This is a genomic window from Pseudomonas sp. BF-B-30 (assembly GCF_019956305.1).
GTDB classification, from domain to species: Bacteria; Pseudomonadota; Gammaproteobacteria; order Pseudomonadales; family Pseudomonadaceae; genus Aquipseudomonas; species Aquipseudomonas jessenii.
Window position 1 is genome coordinate 39,283 of sequence record NZ_JAHBDG010000028.1, and the last position, 24,249, is coordinate 63,531.

Annotated in this window: 26 protein-coding genes and 1 pseudogene; 15 read left to right on the top strand and 12 right to left on the bottom strand. The window is 60.3% G+C overall.

All coding sequences use genetic code 11. From position 1 onward, the window contains the following. The first annotated feature begins 205 nt into the window (after nucleotides 1-205). Nucleotides 206-754, top strand: a complete 549-nt coding sequence (locus KGB29_RS15875; RefSeq protein WP_046040580.1) for an RNA polymerase factor sigma-70 — start codon at nucleotides 206-208, stop codon at nucleotides 752-754. A gap of 133 nt (nucleotides 755-887) precedes the next feature. On the opposite strand, the gene KGB29_RS15880 is transcribed toward KGB29_RS15875, so the two are convergent. The 3 genes from KGB29_RS15880 to KGB29_RS15890 all read right to left on the bottom strand — a co-directional run bounded on the left by KGB29_RS15880 (nucleotide 888) and on the right by KGB29_RS15890 (nucleotide 3,516). Continuing rightward, on the bottom strand, nucleotides 888-1,901 hold the full coding sequence (locus KGB29_RS15880) for a GNAT family N-acetyltransferase (protein ID WP_150812316.1): 1,014 nt from the start codon (nucleotides 1,899-1,901) through the stop codon (nucleotides 888-890). Between the two features lie 75 nt (nucleotides 1,902-1,976). Further along, a complete protein-coding gene (locus KGB29_RS15885; RefSeq protein WP_150812315.1) occupies nucleotides 1,977-2,795 on the bottom strand; it encodes a substrate-binding periplasmic protein in 819 nt (272 codons plus the stop codon). Nucleotides 2,796-2,892: 97 nt separating this feature from the next. Next, nucleotides 2,893-3,516: a TetR/AcrR family transcriptional regulator gene (locus KGB29_RS15890; protein ID WP_150812314.1), complete on the bottom strand. Its 624-nt coding sequence runs from the start codon at nucleotides 3,514-3,516 to the stop codon at nucleotides 2,893-2,895. Between the two features lie 178 nt (nucleotides 3,517-3,694). On the opposite strand from KGB29_RS15890, the gene KGB29_RS15895 reads away from it, so the two are divergent. The 8 genes from KGB29_RS15895 to KGB29_RS15930 all read left to right on the top strand — a co-directional run bounded on the left by KGB29_RS15895 (nucleotide 3,695) and on the right by KGB29_RS15930 (nucleotide 13,022). Continuing rightward, complete coding sequence (locus KGB29_RS15895) at nucleotides 3,695-5,497, top strand: acyclic terpene utilization AtuA family protein (protein WP_150812313.1); 1,803 nt, start codon at nucleotides 3,695-3,697, stop codon at nucleotides 5,495-5,497. 12 nt (nucleotides 5,498-5,509) lie between these two features. After that, on the top strand, nucleotides 5,510-6,379 hold the full coding sequence (locus tag KGB29_RS15900) for an SDR family oxidoreductase (RefSeq protein WP_057713854.1): 870 nt from the start codon (nucleotides 5,510-5,512) through the stop codon (nucleotides 6,377-6,379). A 3-nt stretch (nucleotides 6,380-6,382) separates the two neighbouring features. Next, nucleotides 6,383-7,999: a geranyl-CoA carboxylase subunit beta gene (gene atuC, locus KGB29_RS15905; protein WP_218543358.1), complete on the top strand. Its 1,617-nt coding sequence runs from the start codon at nucleotides 6,383-6,385 to the stop codon at nucleotides 7,997-7,999. 25 nt (nucleotides 8,000-8,024) lie between these two features. Then, nucleotides 8,025-9,182: a citronellyl-CoA dehydrogenase gene (gene atuD / locus KGB29_RS15910; RefSeq protein ID WP_008049124.1), complete on the top strand. Its 1,158-nt coding sequence runs from the start codon at nucleotides 8,025-8,027 to the stop codon at nucleotides 9,180-9,182. Continuing rightward, entirely contained in the window at nucleotides 9,179-9,976 is a 798-nt protein-coding gene (locus tag KGB29_RS15915; RefSeq protein ID WP_150812311.1) for an enoyl-CoA hydratase/isomerase family protein, read from the top strand. Before atuD ends, KGB29_RS15915 begins: the two co-directional genes overlap by 4 nt. 117 nt (nucleotides 9,977-10,093) lie before the next feature. Then, on the top strand, nucleotides 10,094-12,055 hold the full coding sequence (locus KGB29_RS15920) for an acetyl/propionyl/methylcrotonyl-CoA carboxylase subunit alpha (protein WP_150812310.1): 1,962 nt from the start codon (nucleotides 10,094-10,096) through the stop codon (nucleotides 12,053-12,055). 70 nt (nucleotides 12,056-12,125) lie between these two features. Beyond that, nucleotides 12,126-12,668, top strand: coding sequence for an exonuclease domain-containing protein (locus KGB29_RS15925; RefSeq protein ID WP_057713849.1), 543 nt, complete (start codon nucleotides 12,126-12,128; stop codon nucleotides 12,666-12,668). A gap of 69 nt (nucleotides 12,669-12,737) precedes the next feature. Beyond that, nucleotides 12,738-13,022, top strand: a complete 285-nt coding sequence (locus KGB29_RS15930) for a pyrimidine/purine nucleoside phosphorylase (RefSeq protein ID WP_150812309.1) — start codon at nucleotides 12,738-12,740, stop codon at nucleotides 13,020-13,022. 72 nt (nucleotides 13,023-13,094) lie between these two features. On the opposite strand, the gene KGB29_RS15935 is transcribed toward KGB29_RS15930, so the two are convergent. Both KGB29_RS15935 and KGB29_RS15940 read right to left on the bottom strand, forming a co-directional pair. Next, nucleotides 13,095-13,901, bottom strand: a complete 807-nt coding sequence (locus KGB29_RS15935) for an MOSC domain-containing protein (RefSeq protein WP_150812308.1) — start codon at nucleotides 13,899-13,901, stop codon at nucleotides 13,095-13,097. Between the two features lie 187 nt (nucleotides 13,902-14,088). After that, complete coding sequence (locus KGB29_RS15940; protein ID WP_007973464.1) at nucleotides 14,089-15,024, bottom strand: chemotaxis protein CheV; 936 nt, start codon at nucleotides 15,022-15,024, stop codon at nucleotides 14,089-14,091. A gap of 463 nt (nucleotides 15,025-15,487) precedes the next feature. Here KGB29_RS15940 and KGB29_RS15945 point away from each other — a divergent pair, with 463 nt between their 5' ends. The 3 genes from KGB29_RS15945 (at nucleotide 15,488) to KGB29_RS15955 (ending at nucleotide 17,907) form a co-directional block, all read left to right on the top strand. Then, complete coding sequence (locus KGB29_RS15945) at nucleotides 15,488-15,958, top strand: hypothetical protein (RefSeq protein ID WP_150812307.1); 471 nt, start codon at nucleotides 15,488-15,490, stop codon at nucleotides 15,956-15,958. Between the two features lie 399 nt (nucleotides 15,959-16,357). Further along, nucleotides 16,358-17,251, top strand: a complete 894-nt coding sequence (locus KGB29_RS15950; RefSeq protein WP_150812343.1) for a sensor histidine kinase — start codon at nucleotides 16,358-16,360, stop codon at nucleotides 17,249-17,251. Continuing rightward, nucleotides 17,248-17,907 (top strand): response regulator transcription factor, encoded by a 660-nt coding sequence (locus tag KGB29_RS15955; RefSeq protein WP_150812306.1) that lies wholly within the window; start codon nucleotides 17,248-17,250, stop codon nucleotides 17,905-17,907. Before KGB29_RS15950 ends, KGB29_RS15955 begins: the two co-directional genes overlap by 4 nt. Here the strand turns inward: KGB29_RS15955 and yegS are convergent. Beyond that, nucleotides 17,891-18,808 (bottom strand): lipid kinase YegS, encoded by a 918-nt coding sequence (yegS, locus tag KGB29_RS15960; protein ID WP_150812305.1) that lies wholly within the window; start codon nucleotides 18,806-18,808, stop codon nucleotides 17,891-17,893. The genes KGB29_RS15955 and yegS overlap by 17 nt on opposite strands. 208 nt (nucleotides 18,809-19,016) lie before the next feature. On the opposite strand from yegS, the gene KGB29_RS15965 reads away from it, so the two are divergent. Then, nucleotides 19,017-19,331 carry a hypothetical protein gene (locus KGB29_RS15965; protein WP_223503867.1) on the top strand — a complete coding sequence of 105 codons (315 nt, stop codon included), beginning with the start codon at nucleotides 19,017-19,019 and terminating at the stop codon, nucleotides 19,329-19,331. A gap of 64 nt (nucleotides 19,332-19,395) precedes the next feature. On the opposite strand, the gene glp is transcribed toward KGB29_RS15965, so the two are convergent. Both glp and moaB read right to left on the bottom strand, forming a co-directional pair. Then, nucleotides 19,396-20,622 (bottom strand): gephyrin-like molybdotransferase Glp, encoded by a 1,227-nt coding sequence (gene glp / locus KGB29_RS15970; protein ID WP_150812304.1) that lies wholly within the window; start codon nucleotides 20,620-20,622, stop codon nucleotides 19,396-19,398. Beyond that, nucleotides 20,606-21,145, bottom strand: coding sequence for a molybdenum cofactor biosynthesis protein B (gene moaB / locus KGB29_RS15975; protein ID WP_090457038.1), 540 nt, complete (start codon nucleotides 21,143-21,145; stop codon nucleotides 20,606-20,608). Before moaB ends, glp begins: the two co-directional genes overlap by 17 nt. Before the next feature lie 81 nt (nucleotides 21,146-21,226). On the opposite strand from moaB, the gene mobA reads away from it, so the two are divergent. Next, the gene (gene mobA, locus KGB29_RS15980; RefSeq protein ID WP_057713841.1) at nucleotides 21,227-21,829 is read left to right on the top strand and encodes a molybdenum cofactor guanylyltransferase MobA; all 603 of its coding nucleotides are present in this window, start codon (nucleotides 21,227-21,229) and stop codon (nucleotides 21,827-21,829) included. 77 nt (nucleotides 21,830-21,906) lie between these two features. Then, nucleotides 21,907-22,128, top strand: a complete 222-nt coding sequence (locus KGB29_RS15985; protein WP_007994800.1) for a YgdI/YgdR family lipoprotein — start codon at nucleotides 21,907-21,909, stop codon at nucleotides 22,126-22,128. 84 nt (nucleotides 22,129-22,212) lie between these two features. On the opposite strand, the gene KGB29_RS15990 is transcribed toward KGB29_RS15985, so the two are convergent. From KGB29_RS15990 to KGB29_RS16005, 4 genes and pseudogenes are all read right to left on the bottom strand, one after another. After that, the gene (locus KGB29_RS15990) at nucleotides 22,213-23,103 is read right to left on the bottom strand and encodes a pseudouridine synthase (protein WP_150812303.1); all 891 of its coding nucleotides are present in this window, start codon (nucleotides 23,101-23,103) and stop codon (nucleotides 22,213-22,215) included. A gap of 126 nt (nucleotides 23,104-23,229) precedes the next feature. After that, nucleotides 23,230-23,547 (bottom strand): transcriptional regulator, encoded by a 318-nt coding sequence (locus KGB29_RS15995; RefSeq protein WP_102672095.1) that lies wholly within the window; start codon nucleotides 23,545-23,547, stop codon nucleotides 23,230-23,232. Between the two features lie 172 nt (nucleotides 23,548-23,719). Then, the gene (locus tag KGB29_RS16000) at nucleotides 23,720-23,956 is read right to left on the bottom strand and encodes a glutaredoxin family protein (protein ID WP_057713838.1); all 237 of its coding nucleotides are present in this window, start codon (nucleotides 23,954-23,956) and stop codon (nucleotides 23,720-23,722) included. Nucleotides 23,957-24,061: 105 nt separating this feature from the next. Continuing rightward, nucleotides 24,062-24,249, bottom strand: a pseudogene (locus tag KGB29_RS16005) (ammonium transporter); the annotation flags it as partial.

Sequence of the window (24,249 nt, forward strand, 5' to 3'; positions counted from 1 at the left end):
GAAATAATTAGTCGCCAGGCTGGAACGCAAAGCGGACTGAAGTGAGTCAGCGTGTCGCAGTTCTCACTCTTTACCTTTGTAACGCATTAGTTCTTTTTCTCATTTGACAATCATTATCATTAAGCCTAATTTGTCGCTCGATGTGTAGGACGGCCCCCCGGCTCATTCGCCGTCCCACTAACCTTTTGGCAGCAAGGTGATTTCCATGATGGAACCAGTATCCACAAGCAGGTGCGATACACCGCTACTTCAGGCATTCGTCGACAATCGATTGATTCTGGTGAAGATCGCAGCCCGAATTACCGGTTGCCGCTCACGTGCCGAAGATGTTGTGCAGGATGCATTCTTCCGGCTGCAATCGGCCCCGCCCATCACCAGTTCGATCAAGGCTCAGCTCAGCTACCTGTTCCAGATCGTGCGCAACCTGGCGATCGACCACTACCGCAAACAGGCGCTGGAGCAGAAGTATTCCGGCCCTGAAGAGGAAGGGCTGAATGTGGTGATCCAGGGTGCGTCACCGGAAACGTCGCACATCAATTTCTCGACGCTGGAGCACATCGCCGATGCGTTGACCGAGTTGCCGAGCCGCACCCGCTACGCCTTCGAGATGTACCGCCTGCACGGCGTACCGCAAAAAGACATCGCCAAGGAACTCGGCGTCTCGCCGACCCTGGTGAACTTCATGATCCGTGATGCGCTGGTGCACTGCCGCAAGGTGTCGGGCAAGCGTGGCGATATGGCTGCTCGCCAATAAGATCCGAGATCTGCATCGCGCCCATCGCGAGCAAGCTCGCTCCCACAGTGTCCTGCGAACACAGGGAAAATGTGGGAGCGGGCTTGCTCGCGAAGGCGCACTCAAGACCGCAACGAATCTTGACCCTCAAGCCTCAGGCCAGTGCGCACCGATCAAAAAACCGCTCCCGCCCCAACACCATCAGGGCCGCGCGCTTGTGTGGAAAGTCGAACTCTTTCTCGCAGTGAAAGCGCTGCTCTTGCATGTATCCGATCATCTTCGCGTTATCGGCACGCGGCTCGGCAACCACGCGCTGCGTGCGCGGGTCATCGAGAAACAGATAATGCACCAGCGCCGATAACCAACTCGCCACCTTGTGCGGACCGCGGTGATTTTCTTCGCCCACCAGCATGTGGATGCCACGGTCGTAATCGCCGGCCTCGTAGAACGGCGCGATGCGATCTTCCCTGGCCCAGTAGGCCTCGAAATAAGCGAAGGGCTGATTGTCGAAACAACCGATCAGCGTCAGCGTGTGCGGGTCGGCTTCGAGTTTGCTCAGGTATTGGCGATGCTGTTCGAGGCTGCCCTCCTCCTGCCAGAAACTCGCGACACGCGGGCTGTTCTGCCAACGATTGAAGCGCACCAGATCTTGCTCGATGTCCAGCGTGCGCAGGGAAACCCGGGCACCCAGCCGCGCATCGAAGCGTTGATACACTTCACCACGGGGTTTGATCGGCCGCCGTGGATGACGCTTGCCGTCGGTGATGAGCATTTGCTGCGGGTAGCTGCCAGTCAGGGAATGCCCCAGCCAAGGCTGCGGCAACTGCCAGAACAAGGTGCGCTCGCAGTGATACTGGCCACCGATGGGGGTCGCAATCAGCAAGCCGCTGGACACGGCTTCGTTCGGCACGTCCTGCAGTTGCCAGATCAGGCGCTGACAGTCGGGGTTGCGAGCGAACAGCCAGTAACAGGCCACCCACAATGACTGTCCTTCAGGGCGACTGAAACGCTGCTCCAGTTGCACGTGCAACTCGGGGCCACGATTCAGCCGCAGGGCAAGCAACGGTTGCCCTTCCAGGCTGAGGCTCAGGCGGCAATCGGTTTCATCGGCGGCAAGACGACTGCCTGTCGGCAGACACAGGGCAGTCAGGTCATTCAGATTGGGCATGGGTCGGGCTCACGATAATCGTCGACAGTTCAACGAAGTGACGTGAGCCAGGGCGGGAAATTTAGCCAAAGACCGTCAATTGGCAACTTGTGGCGCCGCTGCGTTGCGCTGGACCGGCACCAGGGCAATCTTGTACGGATCGAAAATCCTCAGCATCTGGCCGTTGTCCCGCAAGCCTTGCAGCACCTTGGCGAATGCCTCGCCGCTGATGGGAGCCGTCGGGCGCAGGATGGCGTAATGGTGATAGACCTGATCGATGCGTTGGGACGCCAGCAACTCGCTGGCAACTTTTTCATTGCGCAGGAAGTAGTCGCTCAGGTACGAACGCGTGACCAGCGCGATGTCGGCCCGGCCGCGCAATACCATCAGCAGATTGCTGTCATGGGAATAGGTCAGCGTGGCGTTGTAGTTTTTCGCCAGGTACAGGGGGTCGGCATTGAAGTTGGCGAACTCGTAGTGATAGCCGCTGAACAGTGCCAGACGCTTGCCGCTCAGGTCGGCAAAATAGCTCTGCTGCCGATCGGGCAGGCGTTGCGCAACAAAAATCTCGGCGTCCTCCAGCCCCATGTCGACGGCCGTGTGGGGGAACTTTTCCCAACCCCAGGCGGGATTTTCAAAGATGGCCATGTCGATCCGGCCCTGCTCGAAGTCACCAAAACGCCGGGGAACGGACGTGGGTACCAGGACAAACTGGTAGTCGCTTTGCGATGCGTTCATCGCCTCGACCAGTTGCGGCAGCAACCCGGTATCTGCCCCGGATTCCGGGCGCACGGTGTAGGGAGGAAAGTGCGCGGCACCAATGCGCACCAGTTGTGCAGCCTGGGACGGCATCATCGTTGACGCCGCAAGCATCGTCAGCAAAAGCCGCGAGGCTGATCGAATTGGCGAACCCATCAAAACGTCCCCACTCCCCTAATAAAACGGTACCAATGCATTCAAGCTAGGCGGTTTCGTCCAGTTAGCCAGTTTAAAGTTGGCCAACACAACTTTATTACCGGTCTTCCAGCACCAGAATCAACGCCTCATCGGCCAACTGATCGAGGGTCATGCTGCCCCCGGCGCGAAACCAGGTGGTGGTCCAGGACAATGCGCCGGTCAGGAACCGTCGAGTGATGAACACATCGCCGCGGATAAACCCGGCGGCCTTGGCTTCGCCCAGTACTTGCAGCCAGATGTCTTCGTAGATGTCCCGCAGCGCCAGGACCCTGGCCTGGCCCTCTTCGGACAGCGAGCGCCATTCGTAGACCAGCACGGCCATGGCCTCGCCGCTACCGCCCATGATCGACTGCAATTCACAGCGGATCAGCGCCAGCACCTGCTCACGCACATTGCCGGCCTCGGCGATGGCCGCACGCATCAACGCAGTGTTGTAGCGTATGGTTTCTTCCATCACGGCGCGCAGGATTTCGTCCTTGCTCTTGAAGTGATGGAAAATGCTCCCGGACTGAATGCCCACGGCGCCGGCCAGGTCGCGCACGGTCGTGCGCTCATAGCCTTTATTGCGGAACAGGTGGGCCGCCACTTGCAGCAATTTGCCGCGGGCGCTGTCCGGGTCGGTCAATTGGCCGTCGTCCACCAATTGGCGCATCACCCTCAGGGCTTTTTGCTCGTCCACCCGTTCTCTCCTACAGTCGTTCAATCAATAACGCCAATCCCCTCGAAAACAGCGGGGTTGCGCGGGCAATTTAAGCGCATGGATGCAACCAAGCAAGCGCTTGGGCAGAAGATAATCAAGTCATTTACAAACCAAGCGCTTGCTTGGTAATGTCGACGCACTTCGGTTGGAGGTGGCTATGGAATGGACTGCGCCTGAAACAATTCGCATCGGTTGTGCCAGCGCCTTCTGGGGCGATACCTCGACCGCTGCCGCGCAACTGGTGGAACACGGGCATCTGGACTATCTGGTCTTCGATTACCTGGCCGAAATCACCCTGTCGATCATGGCCGGCGCGCGGATGAAAGATCCCCAGGCCGGCTATGCGGGCGACTTCATCGAAGTGCTCGCGCCCTTGCTGGGGCAACTCGCGCAGCAAAACATCCGGGTCATCAGTAATGCCGGCGGGGTCAACCCCCAAGCCTGCGCCACCGCCCTGCAAGCGGCCTGCGACAAGGCCGGGGTGGCGCTGAAGATCGCCGTGCTGCTGGGTGATGACCTGCAGCCGCAATTCAAAAAGCTGGGCAACCTGGGCATTCATGAAATGTTCAGCGGCGCCCCCCTGCCATCGATGTGCGTCTCGACCAACGCCTACCTCGGCGCACCCGGCATTGTCGAAGCCCTGCGCCTGGGGGCGGACATCGTGATCACCGGGCGCGTGGTGGACAGTGCGGTGGTCAGCGCCGCGCTGGTGCATGAGTTCGGCTGGTCGTGGCACGACTACGACAAGCTCGCCCAGGCGGCATTGGCCGGGCACATCATCGAATGCGGCGCCCAGTGCACGGGCGGTAACTTCACCGACTGGCGCGACGTGCCCGACTACGAACACATCGGTTTTCCCATCGTCGAAGTCAGCGCCGACAGCCAGTTCATCGTCAGCAAACCCGAAGGTACGGGCGGGCTGGTCACGCCGCTGACGGTGGGCGAACAGATGCTGTACGAAATCGGTGACCCGCGCGCGTATCTGCTGCCCGACGTGGTGTGCGATTTCACTCAGGTCAAACTGCTGCAACAAGGCAAGAACGCGGTGCAGGTGCACGGTGCCAAAGGCCTGCCGCCGACCGCTCAATACAAAGTCAGCGCCACGTACCTCGATGGTTTTCGCTGCACCGCCAGTTGCCTGATCGCCGGCATCGATGCCGTCGACAAGGCGCGGCGTGTCGGCGATGCGATCATCAACAAGACCTCGGGAATGTTCCGCCAGCGCGGCTGGGCGCCGTACAGCGAGGTGAATATCGAGTTGCTGGGCAGCGAGGCCACCTACGGCCCCCACGGCCAGCGTCAGGACAGCCGCGAAGTGGTGATCAAGCTCGCGGTGCGCCATCCGGACAAGCAGGCATTGGTCGTGTTCTCCCGGGAAATCGCCCAGGCCGCCACCGGCATGGCGCCGGGGCTGACCGGCATTGTCGGTGGCCGGCCGACGGTGTACCCGCTGATCCGGCTGTTCTCGTTCCTGATCGACAAAACCGCCTGCACGCTGGACATTGATTTCATGGGCCAGCGCCACCGGTGTGCCCTGCCCGCCCTCGATGTGCTCGACCCGCTGGACCTGCCAGCCCTGCTCGCGCCACCGAAACCGGATGGCCTGGCCGACGCCAGTGTGGCCCTGGTCAAACTGGCGGTCGCCCGCTCTGGCGACAAAGGCAACCACAGCAATATCGGCGTCATGGCCCGCGAGCCCGAATTCCTGCCATGGATCGCCGAAGCCCTGACCCCGGAAGTGATCGTCGACTGGATGGGCCACGTCCTCGATCCAATCCACGGACGGGTTGAGCGCTGGTACTTGCCCGCCAGCCACAGCCTGAATTTCCTGCTGGAAAACGCCCTCGGCGGCGGTGGTGTCGCCAGCCTGCGAATCGATCCACAAGGCAAGGCCTTCGCCCAGCAACTGCTGGAAATCCAGATCCCGGTGCCGCAGCGCATCGCCGACCAGTTCAACTAGAGGATTGCCGCCATGGCCTACGATTCGATTTTCAAAGCCGATTTGTTTGCTGGCCAAAACATCATCGTCACCGGTGGCGGCAGTGGCATCGGCCGCTGTACTGCCCACGAACTGGCGGCCCTCGGCGCCCATGTGCTGCTGGTCGGGCGCAATGCCGACAAGCTGAAAACCGTTGCGGCGGAGATCGCCGACGACGGCGGCAAAGCCGACTGGAGCACCTGTGATATCCGCGAGGAAGAAGCGGTGACGCATCTGGTCAGCGAGCTTATCCGCAAGCACGGTCCGATCCACGGCCTGGTCAACAATGCTGGCGGGCAGTACCCCTCGCCCCTGGCCTCGATCAATCAGAAGGGTTTCGAAACCGTGATGCGTACCAATCTGGTGGGCGGCTTCCTGATGGCCCGGGAAGTGTTCAACCAGTCCATGAGCAAGCACGGCGGGGCCATCGTCAACATGCTCGCCGACATGTGGGGCGGCATGCCCGGTATGGGCCACTCCGGCGCGGCACGTTCGGGCATGGACAACCTGACCAAGACCGCCGCGTACGAATGGGGGCATGCCGGGGTGCGAGTCAACGCCGTGGCGCCGGGCTGGATTGCCTCCAGCGGCATGGACACCTACGAAGGCGCCTTCAAGGCCGTGATCCCGACCCTGCGCGAACACGTGCCGCTCAAGCGCATCGGCACCGAATCGGAAGTCAGCGCGGCGATAGTTTTCCTGCTCAGCCCGGCAGCGGCGTTTGTCAGCGGCAGCACCTTGCGCATCGACGGCGCCGCCAGCCTCGGCGGCCGCGCCTGGCCGATCCACAAGGCGACCAACAGCGAGTCGTACAACGGTTTCCACCGCGCCTACATACCAGACGTGTTGAAGGACAAGGAATAACCCATGCCGGTGATTCAGTCGCAACTCGACCCCCACAGCGAGTCGTTCGCCCAGAATCATGCGGCGATGCTGAGCGCCATCGAGCAAGTTCGCGTGCTCGAACAGAACCTGCTGAACAAGGCCGCCGAAGCCAGGCCGAAGTTCGAAAAACGCGGCCAGTTGCTGCCCCGGGAGCGCCTCAATCTGCTGCTGGACCCCGGCGCACCGTTTCTCGAACTGGCCAGCCTGGCCGGCTACAAGCTGCACGACGACAAGGATGGCAGCTCCGCCGGTGGCGGCTTGATCGCCGGTATCGGCTACGTGTCCGGCGTGCGCGTGCTGGTGGTGGCGAACAACAGCGCGATCAGGGGCGGGACCATCTCCCCCAGCGGCTTGAAGAAATCCCTGCGCCTGCAACAGATCGCCATGGAAAACAAACTGCCAGTGATCACCCTCGCCGAAAGCGGCGGCGCCAACCTCAATTACGCGGCGGAAATTTTCGTCGAAGGCGCGCGCAGCTTTGCCAATCAGGCGCGGATGTCGGCCATGGGGTTGCCCCAGGTCACCGTGGTGCATGGCTCCGCCACGGCGGGTGGCGCCTATCAGCCGGGGCTGTCGGATTACGTGGTGGTGGTGCGTGGTAAGGCCAAGCTGTTTCTCGCCGGCCCCCCACTGCTCAAAGCCGCGACCGGCGAAGTTGCCACCGATGAAGAATTGGGCGGTGCCGAGATGCACGCACAAACCGCAGGCACCGCCGAATACCTGGCTGAAAACGACGCCGATGGCGTGCGACAAGTACGCGAGATTATCAGCCTGCTGCCGTGGAACGAGCAGTTGCCTCCACTCCCCGAACGTCGCTGGGAGGAGCCGCTCTACCCCATCGACGAACTGCTGGGCCTGATCCCGGATGATCCGAAAAAACCCTACGACGCGCGCGAAATCATCGCCCGCCTCGCCGACGCTTCGAACTTTCTTGAATTCAAGGGCGAATTCGATCAGCAGACCCTGTGCGGTCATCTGAAAATTCAGGGCCGCGCCTGTGGCTTCATCGGCAACAACGGCCCGATCACACCAAAAGGCGCGAGCAAGGCCGCCCAGTTCATCCAGCTGTGCGACCAGAGCCAGACGCCGCTACTGTTTTTCCACAACACCACCGGGTTCATGGTCGGCACCGAATCGGAACAGCAAGGCGTGATCAAGCACGGCGCGAAGATGATTCAGGCGGTGGCCAACGCCCGGGTGCCGAAGCTGACCATCGTGGTTGGCGGCTCCTACGGCGCGGGCAACTATGCGATGTGCGGTCGCGGTCTCGACCCGCGTTTCATCTTCGCCTGGCCCAACAGCCGTACCGCCGTGATGGGCGGCGCGCAAGCGGGCAAGGTCCTGCGCATCGTCACCGAGGCCAAACAGGCCAAGGACGGCCTGGTACCCGATCCGAAAATGCTCGACATGCTCGAACAGGTCACCGCGCAGAAACTAGACAGCCAGTCCACGGCGCTCTATGGCAGCGCCAACCTCTGGGACGATGGTTTGATCGACCCGCGCGATACCCGGACCTTGCTGGGTTACTTGCTGGATATCTGTCACGAGGCCGAGGTGCGGCCATTGCAGGCCAACAGTTTCGGTGTGGCGCGGTTCTAAGCCGACTATCAGGAGAACAATAAAAATGATCTTCACCCAGGAACACGAAGCACTGCGCCGCACCGTTCGCCAGTTCGTCGAGCACGAGATCAACCCGCATGTCGAGGAATGGGAAAAGGCCGGGCGCTTCCCCATCCACGAGATCTTCCGCAAGGCCGGCGACCTCGGATTGCTGGGTATTTCGAAACCGGAAAAATTCGGCGGCATGGGACTCGACTACAGCTATTCGATCGTCGCCGCCGAAGAGTTCGGCACCATCCATTGCGGTGGCATTCCGATGTCCATCGGCGTGCAGACCGACATGTGCACGCCTGCGCTGGCTCGGTTCGGTTCCGATGAACTGCGCGAGGAGTTCCTGCGCCCGGCCATCAGCGGTGAGCAGGTCGGCTGCATCGGCGTCTCCGAAGTCGGCGCCGGCTCTGACGTCGCCGGGCTGAAAACCACGGCGCGCAAGGACGGCGACGACTACGTGATCAACGGCAGCAAGATGTGGATCACCAACTCGCCGAGCGCCGACTTCATCTGCCTGCTGGCCAACACCTCGGACGACAAACCGCACATCAACAAGTCGCTGATCATGGTGCCGATGAACACACCGGGCATCAGCTTGAGTTCGCACCTGGACAAGCTCGGCATGCGCAGCTCGGAAACCGCCCAGGTGTTTTTCGACAACGTGCGTGTACCGCAGCGCAACCGCATCGGTCATGAAGGTGCGGGGTTCATGATGCAGATGCTGCAGTTCCAGGAGGAACGCCTGTTCGGCGCGGCCAACATGATCAAGGGCCTGGAGTACTGCGTCGACAGCACCATCGAATACTGCAAGGAGCGCAAAACCTTCGGCAACGCGCTGATCGACAATCAGGTGATCCACTTCCGCCTGGCGGAACTGCAAACCGAAATCGAATGCCTGCGGGCGCTGGTCTATCAGGCCACCGAGCAATACATCAAAGGCCAGGACGTCACGCGCCTGGCCTCCATGGCCAAGCTCAAGGCCGGGCGGCTGGGCCGCGAAGTCAGTGACAGTTGCCTGCAATACTGGGGCGGCATGGGCTTCATGTGGGACAATCCGGTGGCCCGGGCTTACCGCGATGTACGGCTGGTGTCGATCGGCGGCGGCGCCGACGAAATCATGCTGGGAATCATCTGCAAACTCATGGGCATTCTGCCGGGGAAAAAGAAATGAACAGCCTGCCGGTTTGCCAGACTTTGCTGCTGGAGCTGCACAACGGCGTGTTGCACATCACCCTCAACCGCCCCGAAAGCCGCAATGCGATGAGCTTGCAAATGGTCGCCGAGTTGCGCTCGGTGCTGGCCGCGGTACGCGATAAACCAGGGGTTCGCGCACTGGTGATCGGCGGCGTCGGCGGGCACTTCTGTGCCGGCGGTGACATCAAGGACATGGCCAACGCCCGGGCTCAAGGCCCAACTGCGCACCGGGATCTGAACCGGGTGTTCGGCGCGCTATTGCAAGAAGTGCAACACGCTCCGCAAGTGGTGATTACCGTGCTGCAGGGCGCGGTGCTCGGCGGCGGTCTCGGCCTGGCCTGCGTCAGCGATATCGCCCTGGCCGATCACCAGGCGCAATTCGGCCTGCCGGAAACCAGTCTCGGCCTGTTGCCGGCCCAGATCGTACCGTTCGTGGTGCAACGCATCGGCTTGACCCAGACCCGGCGCCTGGCCCTGACGGCGGCGCGTTTTGATGGCCACCAGGCACGGCGCATGGGCCTGGTGCATTTTGTCGAACATGATCCGCAGGCCCTGGCCGAACGTCTCGATGAGGTGTTGGCCCATGTGTTGTGTTGCGCGCCGGGGGCGAATGCGGCGACCAAAAAACTCTTGCTGGCAAGTGCGGGTCAGCCCTCCGATGCCCTGCTGGATCAGGCTGCCGAATGGTTCAGCGAAGCGGTGACCGGAGCCGAAGGCATCGAGGGAACGATGGCCTTCGTGCAAAAACGCAAACCGGGGTGGGCCATTTAAAAGCTTCGCGAGCAAGCCCGCTCCCACAGTTGATTTGTGTCGTTCACAAACCCTGTGGGAGCGGGCTTGCTCGCGAAGAGGCCCGAACAAACACCGCAAAATCCAGAGAGCCAACCCATGCCCGGACTCAAAAAAATCCTCATCGCCAACCGTGGTGAAATCGCCTGCCGCATCCAGCGCACGGCCCAGGCGCTGGGCTATCGCACCGTCGCCGTGTTCAGCGACGCTGACGCCGATGCACTGCACGTGCGGATAGCCGACGAGGCGGTCAACATCGGTCCGGCCCCGGTGCAACAGTCTTACCTGAACATCCAGGCCATCCTCGACGCAGCCCGGCGCACGGACGCGGATGCGATCCATCCGGGCTACGGTTTCCTCTCGGAAAACGCCGGGTTTGCCCTCGCGTGCAGGGACGCTGGCATCACCTTCATCGGCCCCAGCCCCGAGGCCATTGAACTGATGGGCAGCAAGCGCCTGTCGAAAATCGCCATGATCGAAGCCGGTGTGCCGTGCATCAACGGCTATCAAGGCGCCGGGCAGGACGATACCACCTTGGGCCGTGAAGCCGAGCGCATCGGCTATCCGTTGATGATCAAGGCCAGCGCCGGCGGCGGGGGACGCGGTATGCGCCTGGTGCACGACGCCAGCGACTTGCTGGAACAGATTCGCACCGCGCGCTCCGAAGCCCTGAACGGTTTTGGCAGCGCTGAACTGATCCTCGAACAGGCACTGGTCGAACCCCGTCACGTCGAGGTCCAGCTGTTCGGTGACCGGCATGGCAACCTCATTTACCTCGGCGAGCGCGATTGTTCAGTGCAGCGCCGGCATCAGAAAGTCATCGAGGAAGCGCCCTGCCCGGTGATGACCGCCGAGCTGCGCCAGGCCATGGGCGAAGCGGCGCTCAAGGCCGGGCGAGCGGTAAAGTACGTCGGCGCGGGCACCGTGGAGTTTCTGCTGGATGCGCGCGGGCAGTTCTACTTCCTGGAGATGAACACCCGGCTGCAAGTGGAGCACCCGGTGACCGAACTGATCACCGGGCTGGATCTGGTGGCCTGGCAGTTGAGCATCGCCGAAGGGCAACCGCTGCCCTTGCGCCAGGAACAGGTGCAACTCACGGGCCACGCCATGGAAGTGCGCCTGTATGCCGAAGACCCGGCCCAGAGTTTCCTGCCGCAAACCGGGCGCGTCGTGGCTTGGGAACCGGCATTGCAGGACGGCGTGCGGATCGACCACGGCCTGATCGAAGGCCAGGTCATCAGTCCTTTCTACGACCCGATGCTCGGCAAGCTCATCGCCCACGGTGCCACCCGCGAAGAAGCCCGGCGCAAATTGCTGCGGGCGGTCCAGGACAGCGTGCTGCTGGGGCTGCAAAGCAATCAACGCCTGCTTGCCAGCCTGCTGGAACATCCGCAGTTCGCCAGCGGTGATTTCAATACCGGGTTCATCGCGCAGCACTTCACCGATCACGCCTGCCTGCATCCCGAAACCCCTGGCGCACACCACTTGGCCATCGCCGCCGCCCTGTTCTATCAGGCTGCGGCGCAGGCTCACCTGGCCCCGCTTGGCGGTTGGCGCAACAACGCCAGCGTGCCGCTGCACTATCGCATCGGCCTTGAGGATCAGGACTGGCCGGTAGCGTTGCAGGCGATCCCGGGCGAGCCGTTGCGCATTCAGGTCGCCGAGCGCAGCCTCGAATTGAAGATCATCCACAGCGACGGACGCTGGGCCACCCTGGAAATCGAAGGCGTTCGCCAACGCCACGCTTATCGCCTGGAGGCCGGGCGTCTTTGGCTGTTTACCCGACCGGGCAGTCTGCAATTCGTGGATCGCACTCAGGCGCAGGTTACCGGCCAGGCCAGTGTCAGCTCCGGCACCCTCAAGGCACCGATGGACGGGGCGATTGTCGACGTCCTGGTCAACGAAGGCAGCCAGGTGACCAAGGGCCAACTGCTGGTGGTACTGGAGGCGATGAAAATGGAGCACCCATTGAAATCGGGCATCGACGGTGTTCTCAAGCGCTTGCAAGTGAAAGTCGGGGATCAGGTGAAAAACCGGCAGATTCTATTGGAGGTCGAATAAGGCGCTAGGCGGAACCGCCGGGGTTGGCTACGCTCAAAGCTATCAGGACGCGGATACCAGGAACCCTGCAATGCCTCATTGGCTGGTCATTGATCTGGAGGCCACCACCGATGAGGGTGGATGGCCCGTAACAGATATGGAAATCATTGAAATCGGCGCCACTCTGGTGGACCGCAAGGGGCGTGAACTGGACCAGTTCCAGCGCTTCGTCCGCCCTGTGCGGCGGCCGTTGCTGACGCCGTTTTGCCGCGAGCTGACGCACATCACCCAAGCCAACATCGATGCCGCGCAACCGCTGGGCGAAGTCTGGCCGGCGTTCGAACGCTGGCTCGGCCAACACCACACGCGACTTGAGGGCTGGGCCAGTTGGGGCGATTACGATCGCAAGCAACTGCTTCAGGATTGGCAGCAACTGGGACTCGCCAGCATGCTGGCCAACGTGCCGCACATGAACCTCAAACAGCGTTTTGCCAAGGCCAGGCGCCTGGAACGCCCGTTGGGATTAAACGGCGCGTTGCAACTGGCCGGCTTGCAGTTCAACGGCCAACAACACCGGGCGCTGGAAGATGCGCGCAATACCGCACGCCTGCTGCCACTGGTTCTGCCGCTTTAGACAGGTGACGACGCCAAGGGCCTTGTGCATACTGGCCGGCCCTATTCAGCCCTTTTCGAGGAATCGCCCATGTTTAAAGTCAACGAGTACTACGACGCCAGCGTCAAGTCGATCGCCTTTGGCACCGCAGAAGGTCCAGCGACCATCGGCGTCATGGCTCCGGGCGAGTACGAATTCGGCACCAGCCAGCGTGAAATCATGCACGTGGTCAGCGGCGCATTGACCGTCAAACTGCCCGACAGCAGCGATTGGGAAACCTTCGCCGCCGGCAGCCAGTTCAACGTGCCGGCCAACAGCAAGTTCCAGCTGAAAGTCGCCGTCGACACCGCTTACCTGTGTGAATACCGCGGCTAAAACCCGCCGGCTTCACTGCAATAAAAAATGCCCGTGTTTTTCGACACGGGCATTTTTTATTTTTCGCAAAAATTACTCGAGGATCTCCACCGGCATGCCGACTTCGAGTCGTCCGTTGCCGTCGTTGACCAGGTTCTGGCCGAACATTGCACCGTCTGCCTGCGAGCGATACTTCTGCAAGGTGGCCAAGGGTTCGCGATCATCGCTGCGCTCCCCGGTTTGCGGGTCAATGGTGGTCAGGATGCAGCGTGAACAGGACTTGACCACGCGGAACTCGACCTCGCCGATACGGATACGCTTCCAGCCGTCCTCGGCGAAGGCTGCACTGCCTTCGATCACCAGGTTCGGCCGGAAACGCAGCATCTCCAACGGACGCCCGACCCGTTGCGACAAGTCCTCGAGGGAGGCCTGACCAATCAGCAACAGCGGATAGCCGTCGGCGAACGCCACCTGGTCGTCATCCTTGCCGTAACCCGCCTCGGTTGTACGCGCACGCTCCAGTGGCACTTGCACCAGCCGCGTCGGTTTACCGATGAACTCACTGACCCAGGCACCTGCTTCATCGCCTGCATCGGGGACTCGCAAGGTATCGCGCCAGATCGTCACGCCACGCAGTTCTGCATCGCTACCGGGCAAGGCAATATCGATCGGCGAATGGCCGGGCGCGCTGAGGGTCAAGCCACCTTCGGCATTCCACAGCGCCGACAACTGGCTCATCTGCGCCACCGCCCGCTGGGTCAGGAAACGCCCGCTGGCCTCATCCACCAGCATCCAGCGGCGATCGCCGTCCAGCCCCAGCTTATCGAGGCCGACTTGCTGCAAGACCTCGCCCTTGCCGGATTTCAACGGATAACGATACAGCGCGCTCAGACGCAACATGGCCAGCTCCCTGGTAGGTAAAAACGCCACCCTATACGAGCTTGGTCAGCGAATCAAAGTGCAAAAACCCTGCAGGAGCGAGCTCGCTCGCGAAAAACCCAGGGACGCCGCTGGGCATCTAGTTTTACGCGTTATCGTTCAAGACCATCGCGAACAAGCTCGCTCCTACAGGTTGACCATGGCCTGATCAGGCCGGTACTTCGTCGAGCATCAAACGCTGGCGCACCACGTCGACGAGTTTGTCCGGCTGGAATTTGGAGAGGAAATTGTCGCAGCCGACCTTTTTCACCATCGAGTCGTTGAAGCTGCCGGACAGCGAGGTGTGCAGCACCACGTACAAGCCACGCAGGCGTGGGTCGTTACGGATCTCGGTGGTCAGGCGATAGCCATCCATTTCCGGCATTTCCGCATCGGTGAAGACCATCAGCAGTTTTTCGGTCATGTCCACGCCGGTATCAGCCCAGGCCTTGAGCATGTTCAAGGCCTTCAACCCGTCGCTGGCAATATGCATCTTCACGCCCAGTTGTCCCAGGGTATCGCGCAATTGCGCCAGGGCCACGTTCGAGTCATCCACCAGCAGCACCTCACGGCCACGGGCACGTTCCAGCACCGGATCTTCGAGCTTGTCGCGGGAGACTTTGGCGTTGTACGGGACGATTTCGGCCAGAACCTTTTCGACGTCGATGATTTCCACCAGTTGATCGTCGACTTTGCTGATGGCCGTCAGGTAGTGCTGGCGACCGGCGCTGCTCGGAGGCGGCAGGATGGCCTCCCAGTTCATGTTGACGATCCGGTCCACGCCACCGACCAGGAAGGCCTGAACCGAACGGTTGTATTCAGTGACGATAATCGTGCTGCCAGGCCCCGGCACCAACGGGCGCATGCCAATGGCCTGGGAAAGGTCGATCACCGGCAGGGTCTGGCCACGCAGGTTGACCACGCCGCACACAAAAGGATGCCGCTGCGGCATCAGCGTCAACTTTGGCAGCTGCAGGACTTCCTGTACTTTAAAGACGTTGATCGCGAACAATTGCCGTCCGGCGAGCCGGAACATGAGAATTTCCAGGCGATTCTCACCCACCAGTTGCGTGCGTTGGTCTACCGTGTCGAGAATGCCGGCCATCAATGACTCCAGGTCTTGTTCGGATGAATTCACTCAAGGAAGGTTATCGGCTGTTTTTGCCGAAGCTTGACCCTCTCTAAAATGCCACGCCCGGCCATTGATGTCACATTAACATCATGCTTTACTGGCGCGGCGATTACATCTGCTGCACTTCTGCGCCCCGCGACCACTGTTCGAGTGAAAGGTTCCCCTGCGTAAGGGATTCCCCTATCAATAATCAGGCGCAACCTGATATTCGCAATATCCGATAGCCATTAATGTGACGCCATTCTCATTGCATGAACGGAGTCAGGCTTTTGTGTGCGATCGCAAGTCAGTGGCCAACCACCCTCTCGTGTTGCCCAGCCTGCTTCCGGGCCAGCCGCTACTCGTTCATCCGACGACTCGGTAATGCCGGAGTTCCGACCGCCCTCGTCGACACACACGATATCCCCTCATTTGACATGACGTTGTGGAGATAAGTATGCCGAACGACCGTAAAGAGCGGGCCCAGCGTCTCACGGGGTTTCTTGTCGAGGCTGAAACACTCCTGGCTAAAACCGAGGAATGCCTGAGTCATCTGCAGTTGATCAGCAATGACAAGGACGCCATCGACTGTTTGCTCAGCACACTGCTCAAGCTGGCCAACAAGGCTGATGCCCTGGCGTTGGCGGCCGTGTCTGAATTTTCTCTGCATATTCATGGCCTGCTGAACCACGCACAGAACACCATGAGTCTGCACGACGAGGCGCTGAGTGCCCTGAAAGACTGCCTGACCCTGGTTGCCTGGCAACTCGAACTCATCGACCAGACCACCGGACAGCTCAGTCTCGACGACAGCGAGCAGGTCACCCTGATCGAAGCCTTTGCCTTTCAGGTCGGGCAAAGCCGGTTTCAACCACCTGTCAACTCCAGGCCCTTCACCCTCGTATCCTATTCAGAGCGACAGGCCTGAACTTGCCAAACCATGCCGCATGGCGTGTTTTGGTTATCAATACCGCGCTGTAACTTGAGTGCGCACATGTCGCAAATGAATATTTCGTAGCTATAAGCGACACTTTTAAACAACCGGCATTTTGCGACGGCAACAACCCACTTGTTCCATTATGGAAGCATCGTCAAAACGACTGGATTCCTGACTTTTCGGACATACATACGGACGCGACCAACGGTATCTTAGGTGCTACTATGCCGCCTGTTAGTTGACGCCAATTAATGGCAGTGTGATCTCAGCCGAATACAGGTCGCTGCAGTTCGCAGCTGAACTCGTCGGCGCTCCACATAAAAAAAACAGGGGCCTGTCAGCCAGCATGACCGGTCAGCCCGCAGCGAACATCCATTGGCTCCATCCGCTATGCACGCCAGCCTCAAGTCAATCGCCACGTGGCCACCCTCCCGAGCAAATGCACGCCTATTCACGCTGTTGCTATGTGCCTGCTCGACCCTCGGCAGTTTGCTGGTCCATGGCTTGTCCATTCCGTTGCCCCTGTCATTGCTGGTGCTCAACGTTGCCGCGCTGACCAGTGTTGCCGTGCAGTACTGCCTCTCGCGCAAATCGATCAAATTCCAGCCTCAGGAACTGGCGGACCGGCTGTTGCAGGTCCAGGAAAACGAGCGTCACCGGCTGAGCCGCGAACTGCATGACGACATCGGTCAATTGCTGACCGCCGCCAAACTGCAAAGCGACTGGCTCAAACGCCGGATGCCCGAAGCGCTCCAGGGACAATGCGCGGTCCTCTGCGACACGCTGGAAGAAACCCTGGCCAAAGTTCGTGACGTATCCGCCATTCTCAATCCCCGGCAGTTGACCAGCCTTGGGCTGGAAGCCAGTCTGCGGGCGCACCTGCTCAAGACCCTGGCCAACACCCCGGTGCACTGGAGCCTGGAATGCCAGCAGCGCCTGACCGGCATACCGGAGGAAATGGCCGTGGCGGCTTTCCGTATTACCCAGGAAGCGGTCACCAACATCCTGCGACATGCCCAGGCCAAGAACCTTCTGGTATGCCTGCAGCGCCTGCCTCAAGGCCTGAAGTTGCAGATCAGCGATGATGGTCAGGGCTTCGCGCCCGCAACAGACCCAGGTCGTGAAGGGCAGCGCGGTATGGCCGGGATGTCGGAACGGATCGATCAACTGGGCGGCACACTAACCGTTACCAGCGAGCCGGGCAAAGGCACTCAAATCGAAGCTCTTTTTCCCTGGGCGCCCCGTGCGCTCGAACGGGCCAGTTCGAATAAGGTTATGCATTGACTTGTAACTTACTACTGGTGGATGACCACTCGCTGATCAGGGCTGGCGTGCGCGCCCTGGTAATGGATCTGCCTGGCTACGCCGTCATCGGTGAGGCCAGTGACGGCTCGCAGCTGCTCGAAATGGTTGGGCGTCTGTCCCCGGATATTATCCTGCTGGATATTTCGATGCGCCAGACCGGCGGCCTAGAAGCCTTGCAGCAACTCAAGCGAGTGCGCCCGCAGAGCAAGGTCCTGATCCTCTCGATGCACACCGACCCTGCCCTGATCATGCAGGCGCTGGAGTCCGGAGCCCATGGCTACCTGCTCAAGGACACCACGGCGACCGAACTCGAGCACGCGCTGGAAGCCTTGCGCAACAACGAGCGCTATCTGAGCCCGGCCATTGCCCACACGGTGATCACTCAGGCACTGACCCGAAACCAGAAGCACCCACCCGAACCTGCCGACTCGCACAACCTGACGGCACGCCAACTGGAAATCCTGCGGTTGATCGTTCGCGGAAAATCCACCCGAGAGATCGCCAACGGCCTGGGGTTGAGCGTCAAGACCGTCGAAACCCACCGCTCGCAGATCATGAAGCGCTTGCAGATCTACGATGTGGCCGGCCTGGTGTTGTTTGCCGTGCGTGAACAAATCATCAGCCTCGATGACTAGGCACTTCACTGTCGCGTAACAACGGCGAATTCTCAGGCAGATGCACGAGTAACGCCGCCGGGCGAACCGAGAAACGCAGGCTGTCCCCTTCCAGCGGTTCACCATCAAGGTTGATGTACAGCCCTTCCGAAACCTTGATCTCGACCCAGGGCAGGCGCGCCCGAACAAACATGCTGTCGATGCCAAAGCCTTCGGTCAGCAGGTTTTTCAAAGTACTGACCACCTCCTGCGGTGCCGGCAGGATGCTGATATCCAGCAAACCGTCATCAACCAGTGCCTGCGGGCACAATTCCCGCCCGCCTCCGGCCTGCCGACCATTGCCGATGCCCAGTGCCAGCAGATCGCCGCGCCAGTGAAAGTCCGGCCCCTGCAATTCACCGTACGCGGTATGCAGCTCATTGAAGCGTGACAAGCCGGTGAACAGATACGCCGCACCGCCGAGGATTTTCTTCAGATCCTCCGGGGTGTTCGCTGTGACATGACTGCCGAACCCACCGGTCGCCATGTTCAGGAATATCTGCCCATCAACCTCCCCCAGATCAATGGCAGTCGGCACGCTATCGAGCAGCTCCAGCGCCTGATCGGGTTCCAGGGACACACCCGCCGCACGCGCAAAATCATTGGCGGTACCTAGCGACATCAATACCAGGCTGGCTTTTATCGAATGCTGCGCCATAGCCTCGGCAATATCGCGCAAGGTGCCATCGCCACCACCGGCAATGATGTATCGATACCCGGCCGCCAACGCTTCGCCCACCAGCCTTTGCGCATCGCCGGCCTCCCAGGTCAATCGAACAGCCAGCTCCCAACCTCGCTCACGCTGGCTTTCGACGGCGGTGCGAACCGCCTCGTTGAGCGCTTGCTTGCCATGCAGAATCAATAGCGCCTTGCGATCGCTCATTACTCACTCCCGGTTTGAATGGCATCTGGGAGATGTTGACCGCGAAGGCTCCGGTAAAAGTCGCCAGAAATCGAATTATTTCCAGTCGGAAAGTCTTGGCCCCCACACGGCAGGACTTTTCTTACAAAACGTTAGGAATCGGCTCAATTGACCGAAAATCTGAATTGGTAGACTTTGAGGATCCAGCTGGACATCACAAGGACGTGCCATGCAACACCAAAACCTCGCATCACCGGCCATCCTGGTCTTGCCGCTCGCAGATAACAAAAATACAGGCCATCGAGCTGAATGCCGCAATAGCACAAAAGCCACGGGAGAAATTGATATGGAACCTCGCGTCACCGAGCTGGAAACACACCTCAAGTGCATACGCCGGGACATTGAAGAAACCCGGGATGACGTCAAATCCATCAGGCACCGGCTTGTCTATTCCGCCTGCGGAACAGCCGTGATCCTCTGTCTCCTTGGCTGGATCGCCAATAGCCGTTTCGAGCAGGTTATTTCATTGCTTCTGGCCCATTGAGTGGCCCCCCACACAAGACCCGACTCAATCAACCGGGTCTTGTGTGACAACGCCGCTGAAGCTATCAGCTCAGGACTTCGCTCAGCGGAATGAAGAAAACGCTATCGCCCTGAACCAGCGTGCGACCTTCCAGGACCTCTACCAGTCCATCAGCCCAGGCAGCGCTGCGCAGAACACCGGAACTCTGGTTTTTGTAGATCGTCGCCCTGCCGCTTTCCAGCCGTCCGCGCAAATACTCACGCCGATTGCCTGGCTGGAGCCAGTCAAACCCTGCCGGCACCTGCACCTTCAGCGGCTCAACGTCCATTACCCCCTGACGACGCAAGAGATAGGGCCTGGTCAACAAGGCAAAGGTCACGAGGGTCGATGCGGGATTGCCCGGCAAGCCAATCACCGGCACACCGCGAAAATGCCCGAACGTCAGCGGTTTACCGGGCTTGATGGCGAGTTTCCAAAGCGTCAGTTCGCCCTCCTCGCGCAAGGCGATACCCAGAAAATCGGCTTCCCCCACCGATACGCCACCGGTCGAGAGGATCAGGTCGACATCTTTCAACTCACCTAATCGGGTGCGAGTGGTTTCCAGATTGTCCGGCAGGATTCCCGCGTCGACGACCTCACACCCCAAACGCTGCAACCAGCTGCACAACAACACCCGGTTGCTGTTGTAGATCTGTCCTGGTCCCAGCGTCTGCCCCGGCTCAATCAACTCGTCGCCGGTAGACAGCACCGCCACGCGCACCTTTCGAACCACCTCCAGCTCAGCGCATCCCAGGGAGGCAGCCAATCCTTGCTCGATCGGCCCCATCTGCGTACCTGCTGGCAGAATCAGCTCGCCGACAGTGGTTTCCTGGCCTTGCGGACGGATGTTCTGGCCTTGGGTCAAGGCTTGAGTGAAACGTACTCGCTCATCGGCTTGAACCTCGGCGTTCTCCTGCATCTCGACGCAATCGGCACCGGCGGGAACAGGCGCCCCGGTGAAAATGCGCGCACAGGTTCCTGGCTGCAACGGATCGGGGGCCTGGCCGGCAAACACCTTCTGACTGACCGGCAACGGCTCTCCCGTCCAGTCGACCCTGCGCAAGGCATAACCATCCATGGCACTGTTGGGCCAGGGCGGCAGATCAAGCGTCGATACCAGATCTTGCGCCAGTACACGTCCCTGTACCTGCGCCAACGGCAAGCGTTCACGCTCGACAATCCTTGAGGCCTCGGCCATTTCCAGCAAGCGCGCCAACGCCTGCTCGACAGGCATCAGGCTGCCAGACTTGCCAGGCTTACCCACGGGATTCACAAGGCGCGGCCTGTTTCAAATGAGGCACGAAATTGCACGGCCGATGCCGCGCATCCAGCTGCTCGGCCAAAATGCCGTCCCAAGCGGTGCGCACGGCATTGGTCGAGCCCGGCAAGCAGCAAACCAGCGTGCCGTTGGCCAGACCGGCCAACGCCCGGGACTGAACGGTCGAGGTACCGATATCGGCAACCGAGATCTGACGGAACAGCTCGCCAAACCCATCGACCTGTTTGTCCAGCAGGCACGCGACGGCTTCCGGCGTGCTGTCACGTCCGGTAAAACCGGTGCCGCCGGTGATCAGCACCACCTGCACGACATCGTCGGCAATCCAGTTGGCGACTTGCGCGCGAATTTTGTAGAGGTCATCTTTGAGCAACACCCGGGCGGCCAGGTAATGACCGGCAGCGGTCAAGCCATCGACAAAGACCTGACCTGAGGTGTCGGTTTCCAGCGTGCGGGTATCGCTGACAGTCAGCACTGCAATATTCAGCGGTGCGAAAGGTACATCAGCCTTGGCTTTCATAGGCTCGTCCAGTTGTAGGAGAAACAGCCCGGTGTTATATCACAGCGCTCCGTTTTTTCGCCGCCCCCATGGAGGCTTGCCATGACCACGAATTCACAATTGCCACCCTGCTCCATTCTGCTCCTGGCGGGCGGCCGCGGCCAACGTATGGGTGGGCGGGATAAAGGGTTGCTGGACTGGCACGGCGAACCGCTGATTGTGCATCTGCATCGCAAGACCCGCCCGCTGACCGATGACCTGATCATCTCCTGCAATCGTAACCCTGAGAAGTACGCCCCCTACGCCGACCAGTTGGTCCACGATGATGAAGGTGACTTCCCCGGGCCGCTGGCCGGTATTCGCGCAGGCCTGAAAGCTGCTCGCCATACCCATCTGCTGGTCATGCCCTGTGACGTTCCGGGCATTGATGCGGCGCTGATCGGCAATATGCGCGAGGCCGCCAACCTGCATCCGGACAAGCCGCTGATGGTGCGGCATGATCACCACTGGGAGCCGTTGTTGTGTGTGATTCCCGTGCTACACAGGGCAGCATTCGAAAATGCCTGGAACGAGGGTGAGCGCAGCCCTGGCCGGTTGATGCGCAATCTCGGCGCGACCGCGCTGCAATGCCCCGACAACGACCCTCGACTGGCAAATCTCAACACGCCGGAACTTTTAAGCGGTCATGACACTGTGTCAGACTGATATCGATCAGGAACTTGCGCGGACGCTGCACGTCTCAAGTTCAGCAACCACAGAATTCTTATTCGGAGACACAACTCATGACTCAACGGACCCTCGCCACTTTCATGCTCGCACTGGGCCTTGCCACCCTCGCCGGTTGTGCATCGCCTACAGTGATCACCTTGAATGACGGTCGCGAAATCCAGGCCGTCGACACGCCGCAATTCGACAAGGATTCCGGTTTCTACGAATTCGAACAGCTCGACGGCAAGCAGACCCGCATCAACAAAGATCAGGTTCGGACCGTCAAGGAGCTGTAATCCCGACGCCGCCGGATACAGAAAAGCCCGCTTGATGCGGGCTTTTTCATGCCTGGAGAACAGCGCTTCAGGATCGCTTCCCGATCACCATTGCAGGGTGAGTTCACTCTCGAACTCACGCGCCTGGCCCGTGACCGGATCGATAAACTTCAGCCCCTGAGCCAGCAACTTCAAAGGATTGGCGTAGTCATCCTGCGCATCCTTGAGCACCTCGGGGTAAAACGGGTCGTTGCAGATAGCGGCTCCCAACGCCGCCATATGTACCCGTAGTTGATGTTTCTTGCCCGTCACCGGGTAAAGACCATAACGCCAGAGCTCCCCCTGTTTCTCCCTGACTTCGACCGCCGTCTCGGTATTGCTGGCCCCCGGGCCTTCCTGCATGCGGAAGAACGGTTCGCCATCGACCAGTCGGCTTTTATGCACCAACGGAAAAGCCAGGCCGGGCAGCGCCCTTGCGATGGCCTCGTAGCGCTTTTCGATCTGCCGGGTTGGAAACAACGACTGATAAGCCGAACGACTCTGCGGATTGGCGGAAAACAGCACCAGCCCCGCGGTGTGCCGGTCGATGCGATGCAATGGCACCAGGTGCGGATTGTCCAGGCGACGGATCAAGCGCCGGAGCAGCGTTTGTTCGACGTATTCGCCAGCCGGGGTCACCGGCAGGAAATGCGGCTTGTCGGCGACCACCAGATGCTCATCCGCGTACAGAATCGACTCGATCACCGGGATCGGTTTTTCATCCGGCACTTCGCGAAAGTAATGAATCCGCAAACCTTCCCTGTAGGCCAGGTCGAGGGCAATCGGCATGCCCTGCCCATCGAGGACCCGGCCACGGGCAATTCTGTCCAGCCATTGTTCACGACCGATGGCGCTGAAATGCTCGCACAGGCAATCGACAACGGTCTGCCACGGGCCAGGTGGCAAGTAGAGCGTACTGGCCTGACTGTGTGCCGCGGAAAAAGAAGAAGTGGACATACGAAAGCTCTAACCTCAGTGCAGAGCGGCATTATCCAACAGCAAGGGGAATGAACCTAGGGGGCGTTCTCAATTAGTTTTCCCGTCGCGGCGTGAAAACTAATTGAGAACGCCCCCTAAGATTCCTCAAGCCGTGATCTGCGCGCGCGCCGCCGCTTCGGTGTACTCCTTGAGCCAGCGCAGTACATCGACCGCCTCCCAGCGGGCGGGATCATACAGGGCGTACAACAATCCCTGATAACCCACGACATCGAGTTGCCGGTGATAACCCGCGCGTTGAAACAAGGCTTCGATTTCTGCGAAACAGGTATTGAAATGCGTTTTGTTGAAGGGCGTTTTCCCCTCGGTCACCAGACCATCCAGGCGCAACTCAAGGACAGCCTCGCGCACGACGTCCGCGGACATCCGGTTCACGCTATTCTTCAACTGTTCGACATTGACCACGATTCATCCCTCTCACGCCCGGGCTTGCCTGCTCACTCCCGAAAATCAGGAACGGCAAGACAGGCACTTCGAATAACTGTATGCGCATACAGTATCCGATCAACGCCGAATAAGCCAAGGGGATCAATCGTAAAGTTCGACAGGCGGGACACGCCACGAACGCAAAACCCGCTCAACCCAGGAACGCCACCACCTGATCGGCACTGAAAGGCCAGCCCAGTTCAGCACCGGTATCGACTCGCCGCAACACCGGAATTCGCAGACTGTAGGCTGCGAACCATGTTTCATCGTCAGCGATATCCACCAGCTCCACCAGCAGGCCGCGCTCGACGAATTCCATCAACATGGCTTCGGCTACTTCACAGAGATGGCATCCAAGGGTGCCGAACAGCTGACATTCGGGAAGCATGAGCGCTCAACCAGAAAATGAAGTGATCATTCTAGGCCTGCCCCGAAAAACCGTCGAGCCATTGCGGCCCCTGCCATGATGCCGCCGACCATGAAAAGACCTGAGTCAGTCCTGGCTCACGGCGCCGATCTTGTGGATCGACAGGTCCGCGCCGTAATACTCCTCTTCCTGACTCAGGCGCAATCCATGCAGCGCCTTGATCACACCATACACCGCAAACCCGCCGGCCAGCGCCACAGTGATGCCCAGCGCAGTGCCGATCAACTGGCTGATCAGGCTGACCCCGCCCAGCC